The organism is Micromonospora sp. PRAS1 (assembly GCF_059553435.1).
Genome location: NZ_JCANNB010000010.1, coordinates 17916 through 39442 on the forward strand (window position 1 = coordinate 17916; position 21527 = coordinate 39442).

A 21527-nucleotide genomic window follows, 5' to 3' on the forward strand; every position below is an offset into this window, starting at 1 on the left:
AGGTGGATCAGCAGGTGGGCAGGACGTTGATGTTGTCGCCGCCCTCCAGGTTCAGCCAGGCCCACGGGATGTAGTTGCGCCCGCTGTACTCGACCCGTACCCACCAGGTGCTCTTCTTGTGGTCGTTGTAGACGTACGCGTACACCTCCTCGCCCCGGATCTTGCAGTGCGTCTGCAACCGGGTACCCGGCTTGGCCCAGCCGACCTGCCGGTCGTTGTCCTGCCGGGGCACCGAGAAGACCTCGTTGCCGTTACGGCCGTCGACGTCCTTGTTGCAGTAGGTACGCTGCTCCGGCTCGCTGCCGTTGACGCAGGTGGCGATGCCGTACAGGGCCTGCGTCGGCTGCGCCTTGGTGGCCTCGCCGCTGCCGGCGGCGTTGGTCGCCGTCACCGTGAACGTGTAGCTGGTGCCGGGCGTCAACCCGGTCATCGTGATGCTCGAACACGGACCGCTCTTGGCCGGCTGACCCGACCGGCTCAACGTGCAGGTGGACTTGCCGCCCCCGGCGTCCACGGTGAACGACACCGTCGCCTCCGTCGCGGTCGCCGACGAGCCGGTGACCGCCACCCGCGGCGGCGCCACGGTCCGCGCCGTCGCCGTCGCCTCCGCACCCTCACCGGCCTCGTTGACCGCCCGGACCCGCACCGTCACGTTCTGCCCGTCACCCAGGCCGGTCACCGTCGTGCCGGTGTCGGTGACCTCGCTGCGCCGGTCACCCACGAGCACCACGTACCCACTCACCGGCCGACCGTTGGCCTGCGCCGGTGACCACTGCACCGCCACCGTCCCCGGCTGGTCGGCCACCGTGCTCGCGCGCAGCTCCACCGGCGCACCGGGCACCGTGAACGGCACCACCGTGTTGCTCACCGGCGACGCCTCCGAGGCAGCGCCCTTGTCGTTGACCGCCACCACCGTGAAGGCGTACTGCGTGCCGTACTCCAGCTCACCGGCCTTGATGCTCAACTCGGTGCCGGTCGCCTCGCCGGCCGGCGCGTTCGTGCCGGCCGAGGTGGCGGTCACCGCGTACCGGGCGATCGCGTTGCCCTGCCCGTTCGCCTCCGGCCAGCTCACCACCACCGTGCCGTCCGGCCGCGCCTCGGCCGTGACACTGGCCGGCGCGTCCGGCACGTCCGCCGTTGGCGTCACCGGGTTGCTGTTCCGTGCCGGCCCGGTCCCCTTGGCGTTTACCGCGTGCACCGAGAACCGGTACGTCTCGCCGTTGGTCAGCTCCTTGACCTGCACCGACCGTTGGTTCGCGCCGACTTCCAGCCGCTGCCCGGCACCCTCCACCACGTACCGGATGATCTCGGCGCCGTTGGCGGCGGCCGGCCGCCAACTCACCCGCGCCTGCGCGTCACCGGCCGCGGCGGTCACATTGCGCGGCGCACCCGGCTTGCTGACCTGCGGCTTCTTCGGCGGCGGAGGCGGCGGCGGAGGCTCGGCCGGCGGGTCGCCACCGAGCACGTCGTTTGCGTACTTGTCGACCTCCCGCACCTCGTGCCGGTCGTTGACCACCCGGGCGGTCGACGCTTCCGGCGCGTTGATGAACAGGTAGTTCTCCCGCACCTCCAACTCCAGCGGACCACGCCAGCGGCCCCGGATGGTTTCCACCATCTGCCCGGACGAGTCGAACGCGTACACCACGCCCGCCGCCTCGTCCGCGCAGTAGAACCGGCCCGACCAGGCCACCGCCGGGCTGAGCCGGTCACCGGAACCCGGCACCACGAACGAGCGCACCTCACCGCCGTCGGTGATGGCGTGCACCTGCCGCTGCCCGACCACCGTCACCGGCACCACCGGACCGCTGGTCCGCGCCGGCAACGTGCCCGGCCCGGTCAGGGTCTGCGCCAACGCGGTACGACGCACCGCGCCGGCCACCACCGTCACCAGCGTGCCGGCCGTGCGGTCCAGCACCGCCACCCCGTCGTCAAGCGCGGAGACCACCAGCTCGTGGCTGGGCTCGGCCACGTCGTGCGTCTCCACCTGCTTCGGGCTCACCTGCGTACGCTCGGTCGACTCCGACGGCAACACCGCCGGGGTGATCGCCGAAACGGTGCCCTCGGCCGGCACCGCGATCCACAACCGACCCTTGCCGTCGAACGTGCCGCCGGTGATCCCCGGCGGATACTGCACCGGGTCACCCACCGGTGCCAGCGACCGGGGATCCAACTGCCGGACCACACCCTGTACCGCGTCCACCACGAACGCCGCGTCCTCGTGCAACGCCACGCTCACCCCCAACCCGGGGGTCGTCGGCGTGGTCGCGGTGATCTGCAACGTGGCCAGGTCCAGGGCGCTGATCTGGCCGGTGTGCAGGTCCCGCAGCACCAGCATCCGGTCGGTCTGCACCACCTGCATCGGATGCCGCCGCGCCCCGGTCACCTCCGCCCGGGTGTCCACCCGGGCGGTCACCCCGTTGACCCGGGCCAACTCGCTGCGCGCCGCGCTCCACAGCCACGAACTCGCGTCGTAGCTGGCCACCGCGTTGTCCGCCGCCCCGAGACCGAGCACGGTCAGACCCATCGCCGCCAGCAGCGCCAACACCGTGCCCACGGTGACGAGGCCACCGCGCAGCCGCGACCGGGGGCGGGTGGTGCGGATCGGACCGGCCTCGTCGATGCTCGCCACAGCTGGCTGCCTTCCCGTGTCGTCCTGGCAGGTGGCGCCCCCGTGACGGCAACCCCTCCCCTGAGCCGGGAGCCATCATATGGTCACGCTACGGACGCCCGGAACCCGCACTGTCCGCCTGTGGACACCCAGCGTGGCGTGTCGTCGGCGTGTCCGGCCGGGACGGTCGGCTGGTCAGGGCCGGTCGGCCGTCCGGCGGATGGCCCTCCGTCGGCCCGGAGCACTGCCGTGCGCTTGGGTCAGCCGGCAGTGTTGCCGGCCGCTCGGATCAGCCTGGCGTTCCGCCGTCCTCCCGGGACGTGCACGCCTGGCCGGAGGTGGCCAACTGGTCGGTGTCGTAGACGGCCAGCACGGTGAAGCAGTAGTCCACTCGGGAACTCAACCCGTTCACCGTGTACGTGGTCTGTCCCGCGTCGACCGTGGCCATCATCCGCAGCGGCGACCCGGCCCGCCCACCGGCCACCACGAACGGTACCAACCCGCCGGAGGGATCGGCCCAGGTCAACGTGATCGTGGTCGCGTCGTCGCGCAGCGCCAGGTCGGTGGGAGGCGCCAGCGACTCCGCCACCGTGCCGGGCGTCGCATCCCCGGACGAGGCGGACCGGCGGTCCAGGAGCAGCAGCCCCACCCCGATCACCGCGGCGACGGCGACCACCACCGAGATCACCGCCACCACGATCGCCGTACGGTTGCGGGCCGGCTCCGGCTCCGGCGGCGGCAGCACCAGCGGCCCCTGATACGGCGCGGCGACCGGCGGATGCCCCGCCGGCTGTCCCCAACCCGGCGAAGCGGGGTACGCCGACGGCGCTACGTCGCTGGGCGGCGGTGGCGGGTAGGCCGGCGGTGCGGGCGGAGCCTGCTGGGTCGACCCATGCGGGTGCCCGCCGAGAAACTGCTGCTCTGCTCCATGCTGATGCGGAACGTGGTACTGGCCGACGCCGATCCCGTCCTGATGCGAGGGCGGCCCGCTTACCGGCCCGTGGTGCGAGGGCGGCCCGCTTACCGGCCCGTGGTGCGAGGGCGGCCCGCTTACCGGCCCGTGGTGCGAGGGCGGCCCGCTTACCGGGCCCGACTGCGGCAGTCGGGCGGTCATCGCATCGGCCCCGGCCGGCGGGATCACGGGCGGGGCCGGAATACCCGGTACGCCCGACACCGGTGACTGGTACGACAGCCCAGCCCCCGACGGCGAACTGACCGACGGCCCACTGACCGGCACTCCGCTGACCGGCGGCGAACTGATGGGCGGCGAGCTGACCGGTTGCCAGGGCGCTGGCGGCCCACTGACCGACGCTCCGCTCAGCGGTAGGCCGCTGACTGGCGGTCCGCTTACCGGTGGTCCACTGACTGGCGGTCCGCTTACCGGTGGTCCACTGACTGGCGGTCCGCTTACCGGTGGTCCGCTTACCGGTGGTCCGCTCACCGGCGGTCTACTGACCGGTGGTCCGCCCACCGGTCCGCTGACTGGTGACCCGCTGACTGGTAGGTCGCTGACTGGCGGCCCACTCACCGGCGGTCCGCTGACCGGGAATGCCGGGGCGCCATCTGCTGAGGTACCGGGGGACTGGCGCCCGGACCTGGCCGCCTCCTCGGCCAACAGCGGGCCGATCTGCTGGACCCGGATCGTCGGCCGAGCCCACCCCGGATGCGGCGGCGACCCACTGCCACCGCCGCCCGCCGGCGTCCCAACCTCGGTAGCGGGCGGTACCGCCACCACCCCGGTCACCTCGTCGGTGCCGCGCTGAGCAGGCACCGCCGCGGCCGGTACGGAAGGCGCCGACGGAACGGCTGGCGGCCCGTACGGCGTACCCGGAATCTCCTGGGCTGGCCGGGCCACCGGCGCTGCTGGCGCCGCCGGAGCAGGCGGAACCATCGTGCCCCGCTCGCCCGCTGGCACGGCCGGGGCGGCCTGGTCGTGGAACGCCACCCGGGCCTGCGGCACCACCGGAGGCGGCGGAACTACCGGCGTCTGCGGAGAAACACTCGGTGGTGCCGGAACCACATGAGGCACGGAAGGAACGGGCGGCGCGACGGCGGGCGGCGGTACGGCCAGCGCAGGCGGCACCGCCGGAACGGCTGGTACGACCGGGGTGGCCGCCGGGGTGATCGGTATCGGTGGCGTGATCGGCGGAGTCTGCGCGGCCGGCGTTGTCGGCGTTGTCGGGAAAACTGGCGTTGTCGGTGGGGTCGGCAGGGTCGGTGGGGGCGGTACGGCCGGAGCGGGCGGCAGTCCAGGCACAGTGTGAGCTGCCGGAGGCCCGGACGCGGGGGAGACCGCCTGCCGGGTGGGCGCTGCCGCTGACGCGTCGTGCGGCTTCCAGGCGGTCGACAGCACGGCCAGCGACACCGTCGGCTCGGCCAGCGCACCGTGCGGCGACTGACTGGCCGGTACCGGCGGGACAGCCGGGGGAGCGGGCGGCGGCTGGGGCGCGGGAGCGGCGTCGCCGAGATACTCCCGCGCCGCGCGTACCGCCGGATGATCGGCACCGAGCACGGCGGGGCCGGCGGCAGCCACCCGGGTGTAGTTGCGGCGGGCCTCGTGCCGGTTGCCCAGTTCGTCGGCGACCGACGCCAACTCGTAGGACAACGCCAACATCAACGGATCCGAGTGCGGCCACCGCCGTTCCCCGTCAGCGAACGCCCCCTCCAACACCCGGCGGGCCGCACTCGGATCGTCCGCTTCCCGGTGCAGTCGAGCCAGCAGATGGGCGGTGCTGAGCACGTCGGGATGATCCTTGCCGAACGGCGGGCGAGCAGACTCGACCGCCTCGGTCAGCAGATCACGGGCGGCGGCGAGGTTACCCGCCCCGCGCAGCGCGAGGGCTCGCTGCTGGATGACGGCCAGGGGAGAAGCTTGGGGCACGTGGCCATGCTGCCGGGTACGGACGCTCGCCGCTACCCGCCGCACAGCCGCAGCGTTTCCCGGTCCCCGTCACGCCGCCCGACCGGCTCCCGGACGCCGATGTGCATGATCCACCAGCGCCGTGTACAGTAACTCCCCGTGCGGCCCGCCGGGCGGCCTACGGGTGGTGGAACACCGAGGCCGGCGGGGTAGGCTGTGCAGAGCAAGTCCGGGTGGCGGAATGGCAGACGCGCTAGCTTGAGGTGCTAGTGCCCGTATAGGGCGTGGGGGTTCAAGTCCCCCCTCGGACACGATCTTGAGAACGAAGGCAAAAGGCCGTTGACCTGGCTTTATCCAGGTCGGCGGCCTTAGTTGTTTCTCGGGCTGTTGCCGCCATGGGATCGCCGCGGGATCACGGCTCTCGATGAGGACTGTCAAGGGTGTGATCTTGCCTCTGTCGGGCGAGACGGCTACGGTCCCACTGCTGCGCATATAGGTGCGGCTGGCGGCAGAGCCCGCGTAGCTGGGGGCCGCCTGTTCACGTGGAGGAACAGTGGCGCAGGTCGAGAAGAGACAGACGAAGGACGGCAAGACCACCCGGTGGAGGGTGAAGTGGCGCGACGGCGGCCGCCGTGACGGCGACTGGGACGGCGAGACGTTCGACTATCAGGCCGACGCGAAGCGCTTCAAGGCGCTCGTCGACGCCTGCGGTAACCGCCGGCCGTCGCCAGAGCAGCTGGTCGACCACGGCTTCGGCTTCCTGGTGCCAGGCCCCGCTCCGGTGCCGGAGCCGACCGCGAAGACGACGTTCCGCGAGTACGCGCTGGCCTGGATGGAGACGCTGACGAAGCCGAGCGTCGAGACGAAGCGGAAGTACCGGGAGCGGCTGGAGAAGCACGTCTTCCCGACGCTCGGGGACCTGCCGATCGACGAGATCACACGCCGAGTGATGCGCGAGTGGCAGACGGCGCTGCTGAACTCCGGCCTGTCCCGGAAGACGATCGCCAACATCCGGGGCGAGAGCGTCTACCCGATCTTCCGCGCCTCCTGCCTGCCCGGTGAGGACGAAGAGCCGCCCCTGCGGTCGTACAACCCGCTGGACGGCCTGGCCCTCCCCGAGGGGGAGAAGTACGTGCCGGACATCCTGGAGACGCCCGAGGACGCCTCGATCCTGCTCACCGCGGCGTACGAGGTTGATCCGGAGGCCGGCGACCTGCTCCTGACGAAGCTCGCCACCGGCCTGCGATGGGGTGAGGTCGCCGCCCTGTCGCCCCGGGCCGTCCGGGCGCACCTTGGCACCGTCGAGGTCCAGCAGGTCCTGCGGAAGGTCAACCGGCGGTGGGTCGTCGAGCCCAAGCCGAAGACGAAGCAGGGCTACCGCCAGGTCCCGCTGCACCCACTGGTCATGGAGATCGTGACGCGGCGCGCGGCGGCCGGCAACGCGTTCCTGTTCGTCGCGCCGCGTGGCAACCACTGGCGGTACGAGGACTTCTACGACTGGCGGTGGGTGAAGATCCGCAAGCTGGCCGAGTCGCGCGGCCTGGCCGGGCACATGACGATGCACGGCCTGCGGCACTCCCTGCTGACCCTGCTGGCCAACGAGGGCCTGGAGCTGGCGGCGCTCAAGGGCGTCGCCGGGCACGCCCAGGTGTCCACGACGATGGACGTCTACGTGCATGGCACCAGGACGCACCACGAGCCCGTCCGGCGGATCGTCGGCGGGTTCCTGGAGGCCGGCATCCGTGCCGGCGAGGAGCAGCGCGCCGCCGGCGCCGGCCGAGCCGCCGACCTTCGCGGCCGGATCCACCGGGGGACGCGGCAGGTGCGCCCGGCCGCCTCGCGCCCGTAGACCGCTCGGGGGGAGCCGGCCGGGTCGAGGGGGTCACCCGGCCGACGAAGCGGGCGGCGAGCTGTGATGGCTCGCCGCCCGCTTTCTATCTGCCGTCCTCCTAGGACGGTTTAGGGGTGGTGACGTACGACGGGGGCCGCCGGCTGCCAGCGTCTGGCCGGCCGAGAACGATGAGTGCGGGTTGTAGCGACCGCACCGGCGGCCCCCGGGTCTGTGGTGTGTGGTGCTAAGGGCCGCCGGACGCCGGCATGGGCCGGCAGTGAACGACGTGCTGTACCGGCGGCCCCCAGGTCATCAGCGCCGCCGGCCCGCGCCGGCCGGGATCGCCGGCGACGGCTTGTACGCCGATGCCAGGTCCTCGTCGGTGAAGCGGACCAGCCGGCCCAGCCGGTGGCAGGAGATGCGGCCCTTGGACACCCAGCGCCGCAGGGTGGTCTCCGCGACGCGCAGCTTTATTGCGGCTTCGGCGTAGGTGTACTCCTGCACGTCTCCTGCCTTCCATGATCTCGGACGAGCGAGCTTGATGGGGTCACAGTAGAGCATTGCGGCCGCATAGAGCTACGAGAAGGTCGTGGAGTAGCCCTCGGCGCTTTCGGGGACTGCTCTCGCGTGGCTCACGCCTGCTACCACGCTGTGATCTAGGAGTTGACTGCTGCCCGGCGGTTCCGCGAACGAGTCACGCTGACTAGAGTGACGGCATTGGGGGTGTGATCGTACGCATGTTCGATCACACTCCCTGTTGCGTCCGAACGTTTCGCTCGTTGCGCACTGCGGGTGGAGGTTACGTTACGCATCGTACGGATCGTCGGCCAAGTTGGATCGCCAGCCTAGAGAGGGAACGATGACATCTCGGCAACGAGGCCGTTGCCTCCCCTCCCGGTCGACCGCCCCGTGCATGGAGAGAGCTGCAGAAGCCCTTGGGTGGTCAGGCGTGGTCGTGCCTGATGTGTCACTACTTGGCACCCACGTTTCGGTAGTCGTGGTCCGTGATGCCGCCGCGCACGAGTGGCGCTTGGAGAACCGGTGCGCCGAACCTCTGCTTGATCCTGACTCTCTAGCGATGTGGGAGTGGCCGCAGGGCCGCGGGCTGTTCCCCCCCTCTGCGGTTTCCATCCAAGGAGTCCTCGCTGGCGTAGAGAGGTCGCCCCGCAACGCGCTTTCGACCGCGCGGAAGTGGCGCGGGTTCGCCGCTACCGCCGTGGCCTTGCCATCTGTCGCTGAGGCAAGTCGAGATCTCCTTCTGGAGTGTGCGTACTCGGGGATTGCCGTTGTCTGCGAGGACCAGGACGAGGCGAGGATCATCCAACCTGGGCATGCCGGCCGACTAGCGACCGCCCGCCGGACAACCGTGGACCGCTGGATCGAGGAGAAGCTCTATGGACGCCTCTTGGCGGACGCGGAGCTAGCGGACGCGCTCCTGTAGCGTCGCCGGCTCCAATGCCTTGAGCCAGCCCCCTAGGAACGGGGGCGGTTCCCACTTGTCGGTGTTGCTCTCCACCTCGTAATGGCGGACCTGCGCGTTCCAACACTTCGCGCGCCAGCTCTCCGTCCGCGCGGCCCTCGTCGATCCGTGAGGCAGGAGTTCGTCGCGAAGATCAAGCAGCACCTCGAGGGAGTGCTCGAACGCCAGCCGCTCCTGCTCGGGCCAGGGGTGGATAGCCAGTTGCCCCAAGGGTCGGGAGTGGCAAGCCTCGCAGACGCACTGCCACAGTCCATCGTCAGGGTCCGCCTGTGCGGCAAGCGCGATCTTGTCGACGCTGATGTAGGCGAGGCACTCCTTCACCATTGCGGCAATCTGCGGATCGTGGCCGCCTCCGCCGCCCCCGTCCTTCACCGGGTAGAGGTGGCGAAGGCTGGTGGACGTACCCACCGCCGCTGCGAGGGCGCCCATGCAGAGCGCCCCAAGGGCGGACACGTCGCAGCGGAGCAGCATTACCGGGACGGGGCAGTTCAACAACCGCAGCAGCGAGCGGACCATGTTCTTCAGGCCGAGTGGGTCCTTGTCGTGCTCGAGAATGACCGCGACGGGCATGCCCGCCTGCTCGATGGAGGAGAGAAGTGTGTCGAGTGCCGGCGCAGAACGTAGCCAGGAGATGTGAAGCGGTAGCAGGGCGATCGCATCCTTGATATCTGCCGCGCGGCGAAGAATGTCTCGAAGCCCCGCTTCGTCACCCTCGCCCACGTAGCCGGAGTCCGTGAGAACCGGAAGCCCGAGGTTCCTCTGATCGCGGATCCAGGTGCCGTTGAACGGGGTCTGCGCGGCCACGCGGTTGGCACCGGCATATCGGGCGGCGTCGAGCAGCAGCGGCTGGCGGAAGTTGTTGTGCTCCCGCAGGTGCCGTGCGGCCTGGTAGACACGGGACGCCGCGTCCGTTGCCCTGAAGTTGCCCTTCCTGGCGGTGATTACGAGACCCGCGTTATCCCGACGCGCCAGCCTGGCAACATTCATCGCCTCGTCCGAATAGCACTGAATGAGGAGGGCCTCCTGGAAGGGCTGTAGCCGTGAGGGCATCCGGCTGTCGCTGTGCTGGCGGGCGTTATCCAAGCTCACTGCCCGTACCTTCCTGGTGAATCGGCGCTGTGTCCGTCCGGTCTGGCAAGTAGTGGCGTGCGAAGGGGCCTGGCAGCATCAGGGCCGTCGAGGCGGCTTTGTCCAGCGTCCTGCCCAGACCGTCCAAATGGGCACGGACGATGCGCGTCATCAGCTGCGGCCTCTCCTCGGCGACGGCGCCGGGTTCGACCTTCGCCCAGCCAAGCTGATTCAGCCGGATTCGCAGCATGCGATGTGACTGGTCGTCGATGTGCCCGAGGCGGGAGGCTTGCTGGATTAGGGCGGCAATCGACATGCCCCAGGTGACCTTGAGGTCGAGCAGGCGTCCGAAGTCCCGTGTGTTCAGGCCGGAGAGATCCTGACCGATCGCGGTGGAGGGCGCGATGAGCTCGCCGGCGAACTCGAACGCCTCCTGCTCGACCGCTTCTTCTCCAGTGGCGACCTGCCAGCCGTGTAGCACCAGATGGCCTAATTCGTGGGCGACGCTGAGCCGCTGACGGTCACCGGGGAGGGCGGTGTTGACCACGATGATGGGCCGGCGCTCGGGCAGGTTGAGGCTTACTCCGTCCTGCGCATCCGTGCCGAGGTCTCGCCGGATCACGGCAACCCCGAGTTGTTCGACCATGCAAATCACGTCGTCGATGGGCGCGTCGCCGACGCCGAGCAGCGCTCGCACGCGTCGAGCGGCCTCGTGCGGGGGGACCGCACCCACAGGCAGCTCGGGTAGACCGACCTCTGGCCTGTGTGGTAGCTCCTCGATCAGCCGGGTCGCGGTCAGGCTGATCAGATGTGTTAGCCCCTCGATGCGCTTGGTGGCGAGGGCGGTGAGCTTACTCCGACGTCGACGGTGGTGGACGCAGGAGACGTTGGCACCGAGGCTCGGTTCGCGGACGGTAAGGAGCTCGGCAGGCACCTCCAGGACTTCGGCGAGCTGGGCAAGCTGCTGGCCCTCAAGCTCAAGCTGTCCGCTCTCGATCTTGGACACATAGCCCTGGGAGACGCGGGCCTTGAGGGCGAGTTCGGCTTGCGTCCACGCCCGCGACTGCCGAACTACGGTCACGGCCGCCCCATTGCCTCGCATGTTGCCCCCCCTCCATTGTGTCCGGCCACAGTAGCACGACGGTGCGCGAAATATTCCTGAGTCATTCCTAGATCATTCCAACGTCGTTCTAGGCGAGTTAGCATGTACGGCTACAATGCTGTACTGCGTACTCGTACGCTCCGCGCTGGAAGTGCTGCTTGGTGGCACGCCGCCGTTCCACGGTGGAGGCCCAGGTTCAAATCCTGGCCGGCGCTCGACGCCCGGCCACAGGGGAGGGTGGTAGAGGCGCGTGTTCCACGGCAGCATCCCGGCCGACCTGCGCTCGATCATCTACGAGCACGCCGAGTCCTGGCCCGACACCGACCTGTACGTCGGCTGCTCGGGCAACTTCACGATCGAGCGGACGCTGCACAGCCGGCCGCTCGAGCGCCGCGTCATCCACGGCAACGACGTCCAGGCGTACTCGAGCGCCCTCGGCTGGTGGCTCGCCGGCCGACCCCTCGACTACCGGCTCAAGGACGAACACTGCGAACTGCTCGCCTGGCTAGAGCCGTACCTGGCCACGCCGACCGACACGCTCGCGTCGCTGATGCTCGGCACCCGGTTCCTCCAGTACGTCGGCCGACCCGGCGTCTACTACGAGCGGATGGTCCGCGCCACGGTCGGCCAGTTCCCGACGATGCACGCCAAGACTGTCGCCAAGCTCAACGCCTTGACACTGCGCCTTGGGTCGTACTACTGCGGCGACGTCCGCGAGTACCTGGAGACGGTGGTGCCGGCCGACGCGCCGGTAGCGATGTTCCCGCCGTTCTATTGCCTCGCGCCTGACGAGCGGCTGCTGACCGATGACCTGCGCTGGGTGCGGTGTGGCGAGCTGCGGCCGGGCGACCGGCTGCTCGCATTCGACGAGTACCCGCCCGACGGCACGCGGATCCGGCGCTGGCGGCGGTCGGTCGTCACCCGGTCCGAGCCGGCGGTCAAGGAGTGCGTGCGGGTGCACCTGGCCGACGGCACGTCGGTGGTCTGCACCACCGACCATCCGTGGCTGGCCGACCAGTACGACGGCCAGAGCGGCGGGAAGCGCCGGTGGGTGAGAGCGGACCAGCTGCTGGAGCAGGCACCGTACGTGCTGCGGCTGGTCGACACCTGGGAGGAGGCCCGCACCTACGAGGCCGGGTGGCTAGCCGGCATGTTCGACGGCGAGGGCTCCATCCACGTCGGGCAGGCGTCCAAGTTGGGGCTTTCGCAGCGACCGGGCCCGACTGCCGACAAGGTGGTCGAGCTGTTGAAGCGACACGGCTTCGAGGCGGGCGCCACCCTGCGGCGGCCCAGCGGCGTGCTCGGGATCGAGGTCGCTGGAGGCATCCCGGCGATCCTGCGAGCGCTCGGCACGCTGCGCCCAGAGCGGCTGATCTCGCGCTTGGCGGCGCTCGACATGGAGCGGATGAGCATCCGGTCGCGCGGCAACTGCCGGGTCCGTGTCGTCGCAGTGGAGCCGCTCGGCGAGCGCCCGATCCAATCGATAACGACGACGACTGGCACCTACATCGGCGAAGGCTTCGCGATGCACAACACCGGCGACTATGAGGCACAGTTCGCCGGCATCGATGAGTTCTTCGACTGGCCGGCGCCGAGCTACGACATGCTCGACGAGGACGGCAAGGAGCAGATCATCGGCGCGGTCCTCGACCGCCCCCACTGGATCCTCGGTCTGCACATCCCGCGCGACGAGCTGCGGCCCTGGCTGCGCGGCGTCGTGCAGACCTCCAACCGCGGCATGCCGATCTACGTCTACGCCTCGTCGGGGGCCCGCCGGGTCGTCGCCCCCGCACAGGACGTCACGCCGATCCTCGCGCCGAAGATCGGCCCCGCCGAAGACCTCGGCGACCGTATGGCCATCCACGTGCTGACTGGCGGCCAGTTCGCCGCCATCCGCTCGCAGTTCATGTCGAAGACGATCCTGCCCGGCTCGCCGCTGCTCGCCTGCGGCGTCAGCGTCGACGGGAAGCTGATCGGCGCGTTCGCGTACCTGCCGCCCAAGTTCGACCCGAGCACCGCGTACCTGATGAGCGACTTCCCGGTGTCGTGGACCCGGTACCGGCGGCTGGCGAAGCTGATCGTGATGGCAGCCGCCAGCCGCGAGACGCAGCTGCTGTTGCAGCGGTCCCTGTCGAAGCGGCTCACCTCCTGGTCGACCACGGCGTTCACGGACCGGCCGAACTCGGCGAAGTACGGCCGGGGCATCCCCGGTGTGAAGTTGCAGAAGCGCAGCGAGCCGGCCGCCGACGGCATCCACCGGTACCAGCTCCAGTACGGCGGCCCGCTGGGCGACTGGACGTTGCGAGAGGCGCTGGCGGAGTGGAAGCGCCGCCACGGGAAGGACATGCGATGACCGACGACCACCGCGGCGGCCAGGTGGCGGCCGCCGACGTCGACCTGGCGACCCGGGCAGCCGCCCGAACGGCCTACCTGCGGTCGTACCCGGCCGACACCATCCGCGCCGACGCGTACGCCGAGCGGATGATCGCCGACGTGCCCTACCGGGCCGAGATGACCGCCGCCCTGGCGGCCCTCGCCGACGCCGGCCGGCTGATGCCCGTCGACGAGGAGACGGCGCACCTGATCCAGCTGCGGGAGGACGGCTGGACGATCCAGCACCCGCTGTCGTGCCGGCCGACGCTGTTCACCTGCGAGGTGAACCAGGCGGCCACGCACGCCCTGACCGCCCCGCCCGCCACGCTGGGTGTCTTCGAGTGCGGCGCCGACAACGGCCGGTTCGTGATCGGAGCGGCCCGGTGAGCGGCGTCGACGAGCGGCAGGCGGCCACCGACGACGGCCCGCTGAACCTGCGGCCCGCCCGCGTCGACCCGGCTGCCCTCACCCTGCTGGAGGTCAACGCCCGGTACATGCGGAAGGAGACGTACGACCGCCTGGTCGCCAACGTTCGCCGCGACGGAGCCCTGACCAGCACGCCGCTGGTGTGGAACGACGAGCCGGGCGGCCGGATGGTGGTGCTGTCCGGCAACCACCGCATCATGGCGGCCCGCGACGCCGGCCTGGATCTGGTCGACGTCATCGTGGTCGACCAGCCGCTCACCCGCGCCCGACAGGTCGCGTTGCAGCTGTCTCACAACGCCATCGAGGGCGAAGACGACCCGGCCACGCTGAAACAGCTGTACGAGGAGCTGGACGACGTGGACTGGCGGGCCTACTCGGGCCTGGACGACAAGCAGCTCGACCTGCTTTCCCAAGTCGACCTGGAGGGCCTGTCCGAGGCGAACCTGGACTTCGCCACCGTCCAGCTGGTGTTCCTGCCGCACGAGCTGGAAGCCGCCCGCACCTCCCTCGACGAGGCCCGCAAGCTCGTCCAAGCGGACGCCCGCTGGCTCGCCGGGTACGGCGACTACGAAACCACGCTGGACGCCCTCTCGACCGCCCACGGCGCCCACAACGTCGGCAACGTGGCCACCGCCCTCGGCCTGATCCTGACGGTGTTCGAGCGGCACCTCGGCGAGCTACGCGACGGCGTGTGGTTCGACCCCGAGGCCGGCGAGACGATCGGCAACGTCAACCGCCTGGTCCCGATCGAGACGGTGATCGAGGCGCGCTCGATGCCTGCCGATGCGGCGTCCGTGCTGGCCCGCGCCGTCGACCAGCTCGTACGCAAGGGCGAAGTGCCTGCCGAACAGCGATGGCGAGCCCTGGAGTACCTGGCGGCCGACTATCTGGCGGGCCTGTGATGGGAAGGTGCGAAGCGTCCGCCGCGTCAACGCGCGGCGGACGCCCGCTGTTCCGCCGCCTCCTAGGCGTGCGGGTGGAGCGGCACCAGCTCGGACGCGTACGCGTACGTCAGGTCGAGGTAGTCCACCCCCGGCCGGTACACGACGTGCCAGTGCAGCCGTACCCGATGGCTGAAGGTGACCTCAGCGTCACCGTCCACGTCGGGGTCGACGAGCCGCAGACCCTGACGGCCCGCGATCGCATCGGGCCTGCCCCAGCCGGTGAAGGTGACATCAGCCTCCACCTCGACCATGCCGACCTCGTCGCCATCGGGGAACACGTCGTGCTGGTCCCAAGAGATGGTGCCAAGGTCCGGCTCGGCCCTGTCGACCACGATCTCATGGAGGATGTCCGCCGGCAGCTCGACGTCATCGAACGTCAGGCCAGCGATCCAGTTCTGCCCGAGGTGCCGCGCGACGCTGTCGCCGGTCATCCCCTTGCACCGGCCAGCAACCGCGGCGGGCAGCAGACTCTCCAGCGACGGGAACAGCGACTCCAGGTCGGCCTGAAGCTCGCGCTTCCGATCATCCTCGTACTGCTCGCGCACTCGGCGCAGCGCTGCCGCGTACGAGATGCCCTCGGCCTCGGCAAGCTGCTTGGCAGCCTTGTTCTTGGTCATGGTGGAACGCCCTCCTCAGCAGCCCCCCACGCAGCCGCCATTGAGAAGACGTGCCACGTCAATCACGCCATCGCGTGACCGTTCCCGCGCGAGCTTTAGGCCCTTGTCCCTCTGCGCCAACCCATGCCGGGCGTGGGGCCACCGGCGGTCGGCAGGAGAAACCGGTGACGCAGGGCCACCGCTATCACCACTCTAGCCACCAGCAAGCAAAACCGTCTACGTGACGCAACACCCGTCCCGATTGTGGCCAGCGTATATGCGGCCGCTATGCCGAGTTGCGACCCTCTAGGAGGAGGCATGGACACCCGCTCCGACCTGTACGCCGCGACCTGGACGAGCGGCAGCGCTACGAGCTGGACCGCCGCTGCGACTACCACCCACCGGTCAACCTGGAGCAAGCCGAGCGGCACGCCCGGTGGAGAGCCGCCGTCAAGGTCGTCATGGCCGAGGCGATGCGCTCCCTGCCGCCCGGCCGCGAGTCGTCACTGGTGCTCACCGCCCTAGACGACGCCCTCATGTACGGCAATGCCGCGATCGCCCGACCTCCGATGTCCGGAGCGCGACCCGCAGGCCACTGAGACGGGGCGGTCCGGGTGGCACTTCTCCGTCGGCCGGGCGTCAGCACCACCAGCACAACGAGGAGGTGACCATGAGCGAGCCGGAGATCCTGGCCTGGGACCGGCAGGCCCGCGAGCCCGAGAAGGCGTACGGCTACTTCGTGCTGTACCGGGACCTCGGCCGCACCCGCACCGTCGCCAAGGTCGCCACCGAGGTCAACAAGAGCCGGGATTACCTCCACAAGGTCGCCACCGCATGGAAGTGGGTGAAGCGGGCGCAGGCGTGGGACCGCGAAGAGGACCGGCTGTACATCGAGGGCCTGGCCGAGCAGCGCCGCGACATGGCGAAGCGGCACGCCCGGATCGCCGGCGCGTTGCAGGCCAAGATCGTGGCCCGGTTGCAGTCCCTCGACGCGTCGAAGCTCAGCCCCGGCGACATCGGCCGGTGGCTGGAGGTGGCGACCCGGGTCGAGCGCCTGGCGCTGGGCCTGCCTGACTCGACAACCTCGCACACCGGCCCGGACGGCGGCCCGATCCGCGCCGAGGTCGAGCAGATGAGCGAAGCACAGCGCGGCGACTTCTTCCGGGCGCTGATGGCCGAGGCGGCGGCCCGCGCCGGCCAGGCCAACCCGACCGCCGGCCCCGACGACCCGGCCGGGGACGACGACGAGCAGGAGGAGAGCGCGGGTGCAGCGGCATCGGAGGAGTGACGGCTACGTGCGGTTCGTGGTCGAGCTGCAGGTGCCCCGCTGGGCGGCCTGGTCGCTGGCAGTCGGGATGCTGATGCTCGGCGCGGCGAACGCGACCGCCGTGGTGCTGCTGCTGGTGGCGCGGTGAGGAAGGGCCCCCGCTCGGTGCGGCGGCTGACCAGCCACCGCCCGCCAGCCGCCGTGCCGCCGCCCTACCGGGCGGTCGGCCGCGCCCGGGTGGTGACGGTGCCGCCCGCCCAGCGGGCCGCTTTCCGGCGGCGGGTGTGGGCGTGGCGGCTGCTGCTCGTCGGCTGGACCGCGCTGACCGGGCTCACCGCCTGGGCGACGTTGTGGTGGGCGGGCCCGTTGGCGCTCGGCTGCCTGGCGCCGATGCTGGCGGTGCTGGTGCTGCTCGCCTCGTGCGCCTCGTCGGACCTGCGGGAGCAGGAAACCGAATTGTGGCAGGGGCGCTGAGAGATGCTGCTGTCGTACCCGGACCCGGCGCTGATGACGGACGCCGAGCTGGCCGCGTACCTGCGCGAGGTGTCCGAGGTGCAGGGCATGGTCCGCTACGACTGGCGGCGGCACGCCCGCCCGGAGCAGATGGAGCCGGCGTACTACCGGATCTGGATGCTGCTGGCTGGGCGTGGCTTCGGCAAGACCAGGACGGGCGCGGAGACGGTACGCGGCTGGGCCGGTACCCGGCCGGGCGGGCACTACGCGGTGATCGCGAAGACGCACCGCGAGGTGTTCAACGTGTGCTTCACCGCGAGGCGGGCCGGGCTGCTGGCGGTGATCCCGCCGAAGGAAGTGCGGACGTTCAACAAGAGCGAGCCGTACTTGGAGCTGCGGAATGGTGCGATCATCCGCGGGTTCGGCGCGCAGGACCCGGACACGCTGCGCGGCTACGACTTCGACGGCTGCTGGCTCGACGAGTACGCGGCCTGGCCGTTGCAGACGGCGCAGGGTGTGTTCGACATGCTGTGGTTCTGCATGCGTGAGGCCCCCGACCCGCGCATGGTGATCTCGACGACGCCGAAGCCGCTGCCGCACGTGAAGAAGCTGCTGACGCGGGCGAAGAAGCAGTTGGCGCGCAGCCGCCGGCCCCGGGTGGTCATCACGCGAGGCAAGACGCTGGACAACGCGGACAACCTCAGCCCGGAGGCGTTGGAGGAGCTGCTGGAGCAGTACGGCGGCACCCGGCTGGGTCGGCAGGAGTTGGATGCCGAGCTGCTGACCGATGTCGACGGCGCGCTGTGGAAGTCGGCGTGGATCGAAGCCGGGCGGGTCGACATGGACGACGTGCCGCCGCTGGTGCGGACCGTCGTGTCGGTGGACCCGGCGGACACGGTGTCGGACACGAGCGACGAGACGGGCATCGTCGCGGTCGGCCGGGGTGAGGATGGCGAGCACTACGTGCTGGCCGACCGGAGCATGAAGATCGCCGGGATGGCGGCGGCGCGCCGGATCTGGCAGTGCTACCTGGACGTCGACGCGGACGTGGTGGTGTACGAGGGCTCGTCGGCGTGGCTGCGGGACATCCTCGTTGACGCCTGGGTGGCGATGCAGAACGAGGGCCTGATCGGTGGGGGTGACCCGCCGCTGGACGTGGTGCAGGCCCGCGCCAGCAAGCGGGTGCGCGCCGAGCCGGTCGCGGCCCGGTACGAGGTGGACCCGCCTCGGGTGCATCACGCCGGCACGTTCCCGGCGCTGGAGGACCAGCTGACGACGTGGACGCCGGAGTCGGGGGACTCTCCGGACCGGCTGGACGCTCTGGTGCATGGGGTGACGTATCTGCGGTCGAAGGAGTCCCGCAGGGCGGTGGTGGCGTCGCCGTTGCGGCGCAAAGTGCCTGGTCGGGGAGGTTCCTGATTGGACGGTGCAAGATCATAAATGATACAATGATTATGTACGGCACGGGCCGTACGTAGCTCACGTGGAGTAGGAAGGACTACCAGTGACAGCAGCCACCAAGCGGCGCACCAAGACGAAAGCGCCGTACCTCGCGGACCTCGACCCGCGCGACCTGCTGGCCAACCCGCGCAACGTCCGCACCCAGGACAGCGACCTGACCGAACTGCGCGCCTCCATCGCCGCCAGCGGCGTCCTCCAGGCCCTCCTCGTCGTCCCCGACGACGACGGACACCTGATCGTCGCCGGTCACCGACGCGCCAAGGCCGCCGCCGAGGCGCTCGCCGCCGGGGAATGGCCCGACGGCATGCCACCGACCGTGCCATGCCTCGTGCGCCCCGACCTGGCCGGCGTCCCCGCCGACCAGGTCGTGTCCATGCTGATCGAGAACGACCAGCGCGCCGACCTCACGCCCACCGAACGGGCCGTCGCGTACGCGCAGCTGGAGCTGTTCGGCCTCGACCCGAGCCAGATCGCCAAGCGCACCGGACGCAGCTACAAGCACGTCCACGACTCGCTGCGGCTCGTCACCCTCGGCGAGAAGGCCACCGCGGCCGCCGACGCCGGCCGGCTGACCCTCGACGACGTGGCCGAGCTGCAGGAGTTCGAGGACGACCCGCAGACGCTGGAGAAGATCCTCAAGGACGTCGACAGCAGCTGGGGCATCAAGCACAAGGTCGGCGAGGAACGCCGAAAGCGGACGGTCAAAGAAGCCGTCGCGGCGCTCAGAGCCGAACTCGAAGCAGCCGGCGTGACCATCGTCAAGAAGCCCAAGGACGGGTGGCCGTACAACTGCCAGATGGCGCGGCTCGACCAGCTCGCCACCGCAGACGGCGAGAGCATCGACTCGGAGACGGTAAAGGCACTCGACGGCTACGGCGCACTGATCGAGGAGCGCTGGGAAAGCGCCGAGGCCGTCATCGTCTGCCTCGACCCGGAGGCCCACGGCTTCAAGCGAACCGGGCACAGCTACTGGAAGAGCCCCGCCGAGGTCGCCGCGAAAGAGGCCGAAGCGAAGGCGAAGGAGGAGCGCCGCGAGCGGTTGAAGGAAGCCGCCACGGTGCGCCGCAAGTTCCTGGTCGAGAAGTACGGCAGCGCGAAGGGCACCAAGACGCTGCTCCTCGACGCGATGCGGCTCGCCGTCGTGGATCCCCGCTTCCTCGTGCACAACGTCGACGAAGAGCTGATCCGGGAGCTGGCCGGCGGCGAGCTGAACGACGGCCAGAACGCGGGGCAGGACCGGCTGAACAGGCTGCTCGTGGCCCGCATGATCGGCGCGCAGGAGTACAACGCCGGTGAGGCTGCCCTCGGCCGATGGATCCAGCGGGCGGACCTGATCGTGCCCTGGCTGACCCGCCTGGAGACGGACGGCTACGAGCTGTCCGACGCCGAAGCCGCGTGGCGGACCGAGCTCATCGCCGAAGAGGAGGAACGGCGGCGCGAGGAAGCCGAGGAGGAAGCCGAGCGCCTGCGGTACGAGGCCGAGGAAGAGGACGAGGACGGCGCGGCGGATGTCGTCGACGTGCACCTGCCGGAGCACGACGTCGAGCCCGACACCGACGACCCGACCCCGGAGGAGGTCACCGCGCTGGCCGACGACGCCGAGCAGAGTCGCCTGGCCGCTGAGGCCGACCGGGACGCCGACTGCGCCGACGCCGACCGTGGAGCAGAAGGAGACGAGTGACCCCGACGCCGAGGCGTCGGTCCGCTGAAGCGGCGCGCACCTGGTTCGCCCAGGTGCGCGCCGCCGGCGAAGCCGACCAGCATGTGCCGCCCGGATCCGCGGCTGCCCTGTGGCGGCGGATGCCGGAGCACCTACGAGCGATGACCACCACGGTGGTGGAGGAAGTGCTGGAGGCGCTGGACATGAACGTGGAGCTGCTGCGCGGCAGCTGCCCGGCCTGCCAGGTGGGGATCAGCGAGATCCACGCCGACGACTGCGACGTGGCCGAGTGCCTGGCCACCGGCCGCAAGCGCATGTGGTGTCGGGCCCACGCCGACAGCGCGGGCCACGACTGCGGGCAGGCCGACTGGACCGGCCGGTGGCCCGGCCACCGGGAGTGCCGCGAGTTCGGCTGGCACGTCGAGTGGGACCGGGAGGCCCGCACCTGGTCGCGGTGCTCCCCGGATGTGCCCGGGTCGGGGCCGGACCTGACCCGGTTGTACGCGCGGGCCCGCTGGAACGCCGACCAGCGGCAGTGGGAACGGCGGCGGGCGGTGGTGTTCACCGGGCCGCTGCGCGGCGGCCGGGCCGCCGCCGAGGTACTGGCGAAGGTGGCGCAGCGCTGGTCCGTGCGGGAGGGCCTGGACGTGGTGTGCGAGCACGTCGGCTCCCGTGCCTTTCGGTCCGTGGTCGCGGATGTGGCCGACGGCCGCACCGAGGTGGTGGTCGTGCCGTCGGCGGCGGCGCTGGGCCACGGCCGGCAGCTGTTCGACCGGATCGCGGCGGTGCGCGGCGCGGGCGGGACCGTCACCGGCCCGGGCTTGGTGATCGACGAGGACGGGCGGGTCGTCGAGACGACGCTGCCCGGAAGGGACGTTCACGATGGAGGACGGTAGGCGCAGCGCGTTCGAGGTGGCGCGGGAAGCCCTGCTGGGACGCTACGGCACGCTCGACCCGACGCGGATGCGGGCACTCGGCGCGGATGACGTCGAGGTCGGCGCGGCGCTGAATATCGACCGGCGCGACGAGGGCGGGCTGGCGCGGGATAAGCGGCTGATCCTGGCGTGCCCGCCGACGAACATGAACGAGCTGCTGGAGGGCGTGCCGGGGGTGCCTCGGTACGTGCCGACGGTCGACCACTCGCTGACGCGGTGCGCCGACTGCGGTACGGACATGTGGATCGGGCCGAAGCAGCAGGCGGCGGCGATGCGGTCACCGGAGGCGACGCTGCTGCTGTGCATGGTGTGCGCGATCCAGGAGACGAACAGGCGCGGAACGGTTGCGCTGGTCGGGAACCTCGGCGGCAACGACGGTAGACCCCGCGTGGTGAGCTAGTCCGTTCAGCGGACCAGCGGTGCGAGCTGGTCCGCTGAACGGACCAGCCAGCCCCCGCACCGA

General features: G+C 70.6%; 17 protein-coding genes and 2 tRNA genes. 13 read left to right on the plus strand and 6 right to left on the minus strand.

The genetic code is table 11. The annotated features are described in order from the left end of the window. Positions 1 to 7: 7 nt before the first annotated feature. Together AC507J_RS11785 and AC507J_RS11790 are read right to left on the minus strand one after the other, a co-directional pair. Positions 8 to 2620, minus strand: coding sequence for a fibronectin type III domain-containing protein (locus AC507J_RS11785; protein ID WP_496289335.1), 2613 nt, complete (start codon positions 2618 to 2620; stop codon positions 8 to 10). Positions 2621 to 2897: 277 nt separating this feature from the next. Further along, positions 2898 to 5489: a fibronectin type III domain-containing protein gene (locus AC507J_RS11790; RefSeq protein ID WP_496289156.1), complete on the minus strand. Its 2592-nt coding sequence runs from the start codon at positions 5487 to 5489 to the stop codon at positions 2898 to 2900. A 206-nt stretch (positions 5490 to 5695) separates the two neighbouring features. Between AC507J_RS11790 and AC507J_RS11795 the strand changes: the two genes are divergently transcribed. Next, positions 5696 to 5779: transfer RNA gene (locus tag AC507J_RS11795), tRNA-Leu, on the plus strand. Between the two features lie 242 nt (positions 5780 to 6021). Then, positions 6022 to 7317, plus strand: coding sequence for a tyrosine-type recombinase/integrase (locus AC507J_RS11800; protein WP_496289157.1), 1296 nt, complete (start codon positions 6022 to 6024; stop codon positions 7315 to 7317). Positions 7318 to 7611: 294 nt separating this feature from the next. On the opposite strand, the gene AC507J_RS11805 is transcribed toward AC507J_RS11800, so the two are convergent. The 3 genes from AC507J_RS11805 to AC507J_RS11815 form a co-directional block, all read right to left on the minus strand. Further along, positions 7612 to 7803, minus strand: a complete 192-nt coding sequence (locus tag AC507J_RS11805; RefSeq protein ID WP_496289158.1) for a helix-turn-helix domain-containing protein — start codon at positions 7801 to 7803, stop codon at positions 7612 to 7614. A gap of 916 nt (positions 7804 to 8719) precedes the next feature. Beyond that, on the minus strand, positions 8720 to 9868 hold the full coding sequence (locus AC507J_RS11810) for a hypothetical protein (RefSeq protein ID WP_496289159.1): 1149 nt from the start codon (positions 9866 to 9868) through the stop codon (positions 8720 to 8722). Next, positions 9855 to 10928: an ImmA/IrrE family metallo-endopeptidase gene (locus AC507J_RS11815; protein ID WP_496289160.1), complete on the minus strand. Its 1074-nt coding sequence runs from the start codon at positions 10926 to 10928 to the stop codon at positions 9855 to 9857. The genes AC507J_RS11810 and AC507J_RS11815 overlap by 14 nt, the downstream gene beginning before the upstream one ends. A 163-nt stretch (positions 10929 to 11091) precedes the next feature. Here AC507J_RS11815 and AC507J_RS11820 point away from each other — a divergent pair. The 4 genes from AC507J_RS11820 (at position 11092) to AC507J_RS11835 (ending at position 14650) form a co-directional block, all read left to right on the plus strand. Next, positions 11092 to 11164 (plus strand) — tRNA-Gly (locus AC507J_RS11820). Positions 11165 to 11199: 35 nt separating this feature from the next. Continuing rightward, positions 11200 to 13302, plus strand: a complete 2103-nt coding sequence (locus AC507J_RS11825) for a putative antirestriction adenine methyltransferase (RefSeq protein ID WP_496289161.1) — start codon at positions 11200 to 11202, stop codon at positions 13300 to 13302. Further along, positions 13299 to 13709, plus strand: coding sequence for a DUF6085 family protein (locus tag AC507J_RS11830; protein ID WP_496289162.1), 411 nt, complete (start codon positions 13299 to 13301; stop codon positions 13707 to 13709). Before AC507J_RS11825 ends, AC507J_RS11830 begins: the two co-directional genes overlap by 4 nt. Beyond that, on the plus strand, positions 13706 to 14650 hold the full coding sequence (locus AC507J_RS11835; protein ID WP_496289163.1) for a ParB N-terminal domain-containing protein: 945 nt from the start codon (positions 13706 to 13708) through the stop codon (positions 14648 to 14650). The genes AC507J_RS11830 and AC507J_RS11835 overlap by 4 nt, the downstream gene beginning before the upstream one ends. Before the next feature lie 62 nt (positions 14651 to 14712). On the opposite strand, the gene AC507J_RS11840 is transcribed toward AC507J_RS11835, so the two are convergent. Then, positions 14713 to 15309 carry a hypothetical protein gene (locus tag AC507J_RS11840; RefSeq protein WP_496289164.1) on the minus strand — a complete coding sequence of 199 codons (597 nt, stop codon included), beginning with the start codon at positions 15307 to 15309 and terminating at the stop codon, positions 14713 to 14715. A gap of 275 nt (positions 15310 to 15584) precedes the next feature. Here AC507J_RS11840 and AC507J_RS11845 point away from each other — a divergent pair, with 275 nt between their 5' ends. The 7 genes from AC507J_RS11845 (at position 15585) to AC507J_RS11875 (ending at position 21464) form a co-directional block, all read left to right on the plus strand. After that, complete coding sequence (locus tag AC507J_RS11845) at positions 15585 to 15887, plus strand: Acb2/Tad1 domain-containing protein (RefSeq protein WP_496289165.1); 303 nt, start codon at positions 15585 to 15587, stop codon at positions 15885 to 15887. 71 nt (positions 15888 to 15958) lie between these two features. Then, positions 15959 to 16576 (plus strand): hypothetical protein, encoded by a 618-nt coding sequence (locus tag AC507J_RS11850; protein WP_496289166.1) that lies wholly within the window; start codon positions 15959 to 15961, stop codon positions 16574 to 16576. Between the two features lie 123 nt (positions 16577 to 16699). Next, the gene (locus tag AC507J_RS11855) at positions 16700 to 17029 is read left to right on the plus strand and encodes a hypothetical protein (RefSeq protein WP_496289167.1); all 330 of its coding nucleotides are present in this window, start codon (positions 16700 to 16702) and stop codon (positions 17027 to 17029) included. Positions 17030 to 17032: 3 nt separating this feature from the next. Continuing rightward, the gene (locus AC507J_RS11860; RefSeq protein ID WP_496289168.1) at positions 17033 to 18427 is read left to right on the plus strand and encodes a terminase large subunit domain-containing protein; all 1395 of its coding nucleotides are present in this window, start codon (positions 17033 to 17035) and stop codon (positions 18425 to 18427) included. A gap of 85 nt (positions 18428 to 18512) precedes the next feature. Beyond that, complete coding sequence (locus AC507J_RS11865; protein WP_496289169.1) at positions 18513 to 20150, plus strand: ParB/RepB/Spo0J family partition protein; 1638 nt, start codon at positions 18513 to 18515, stop codon at positions 20148 to 20150. After that, positions 20147 to 21025 carry a hypothetical protein gene (locus AC507J_RS11870; protein WP_496289170.1) on the plus strand — a complete coding sequence of 293 codons (879 nt, stop codon included), beginning with the start codon at positions 20147 to 20149 and terminating at the stop codon, positions 21023 to 21025. Before AC507J_RS11865 ends, AC507J_RS11870 begins: the two co-directional genes overlap by 4 nt. Then, a complete protein-coding gene (locus AC507J_RS11875) occupies positions 21012 to 21464 on the plus strand; it encodes a hypothetical protein (RefSeq protein WP_496289171.1) in 453 nt (150 codons plus the stop codon). Before AC507J_RS11870 ends, AC507J_RS11875 begins: the two co-directional genes overlap by 14 nt. Positions 21465 to 21527 lie beyond the last annotated feature (63 nt).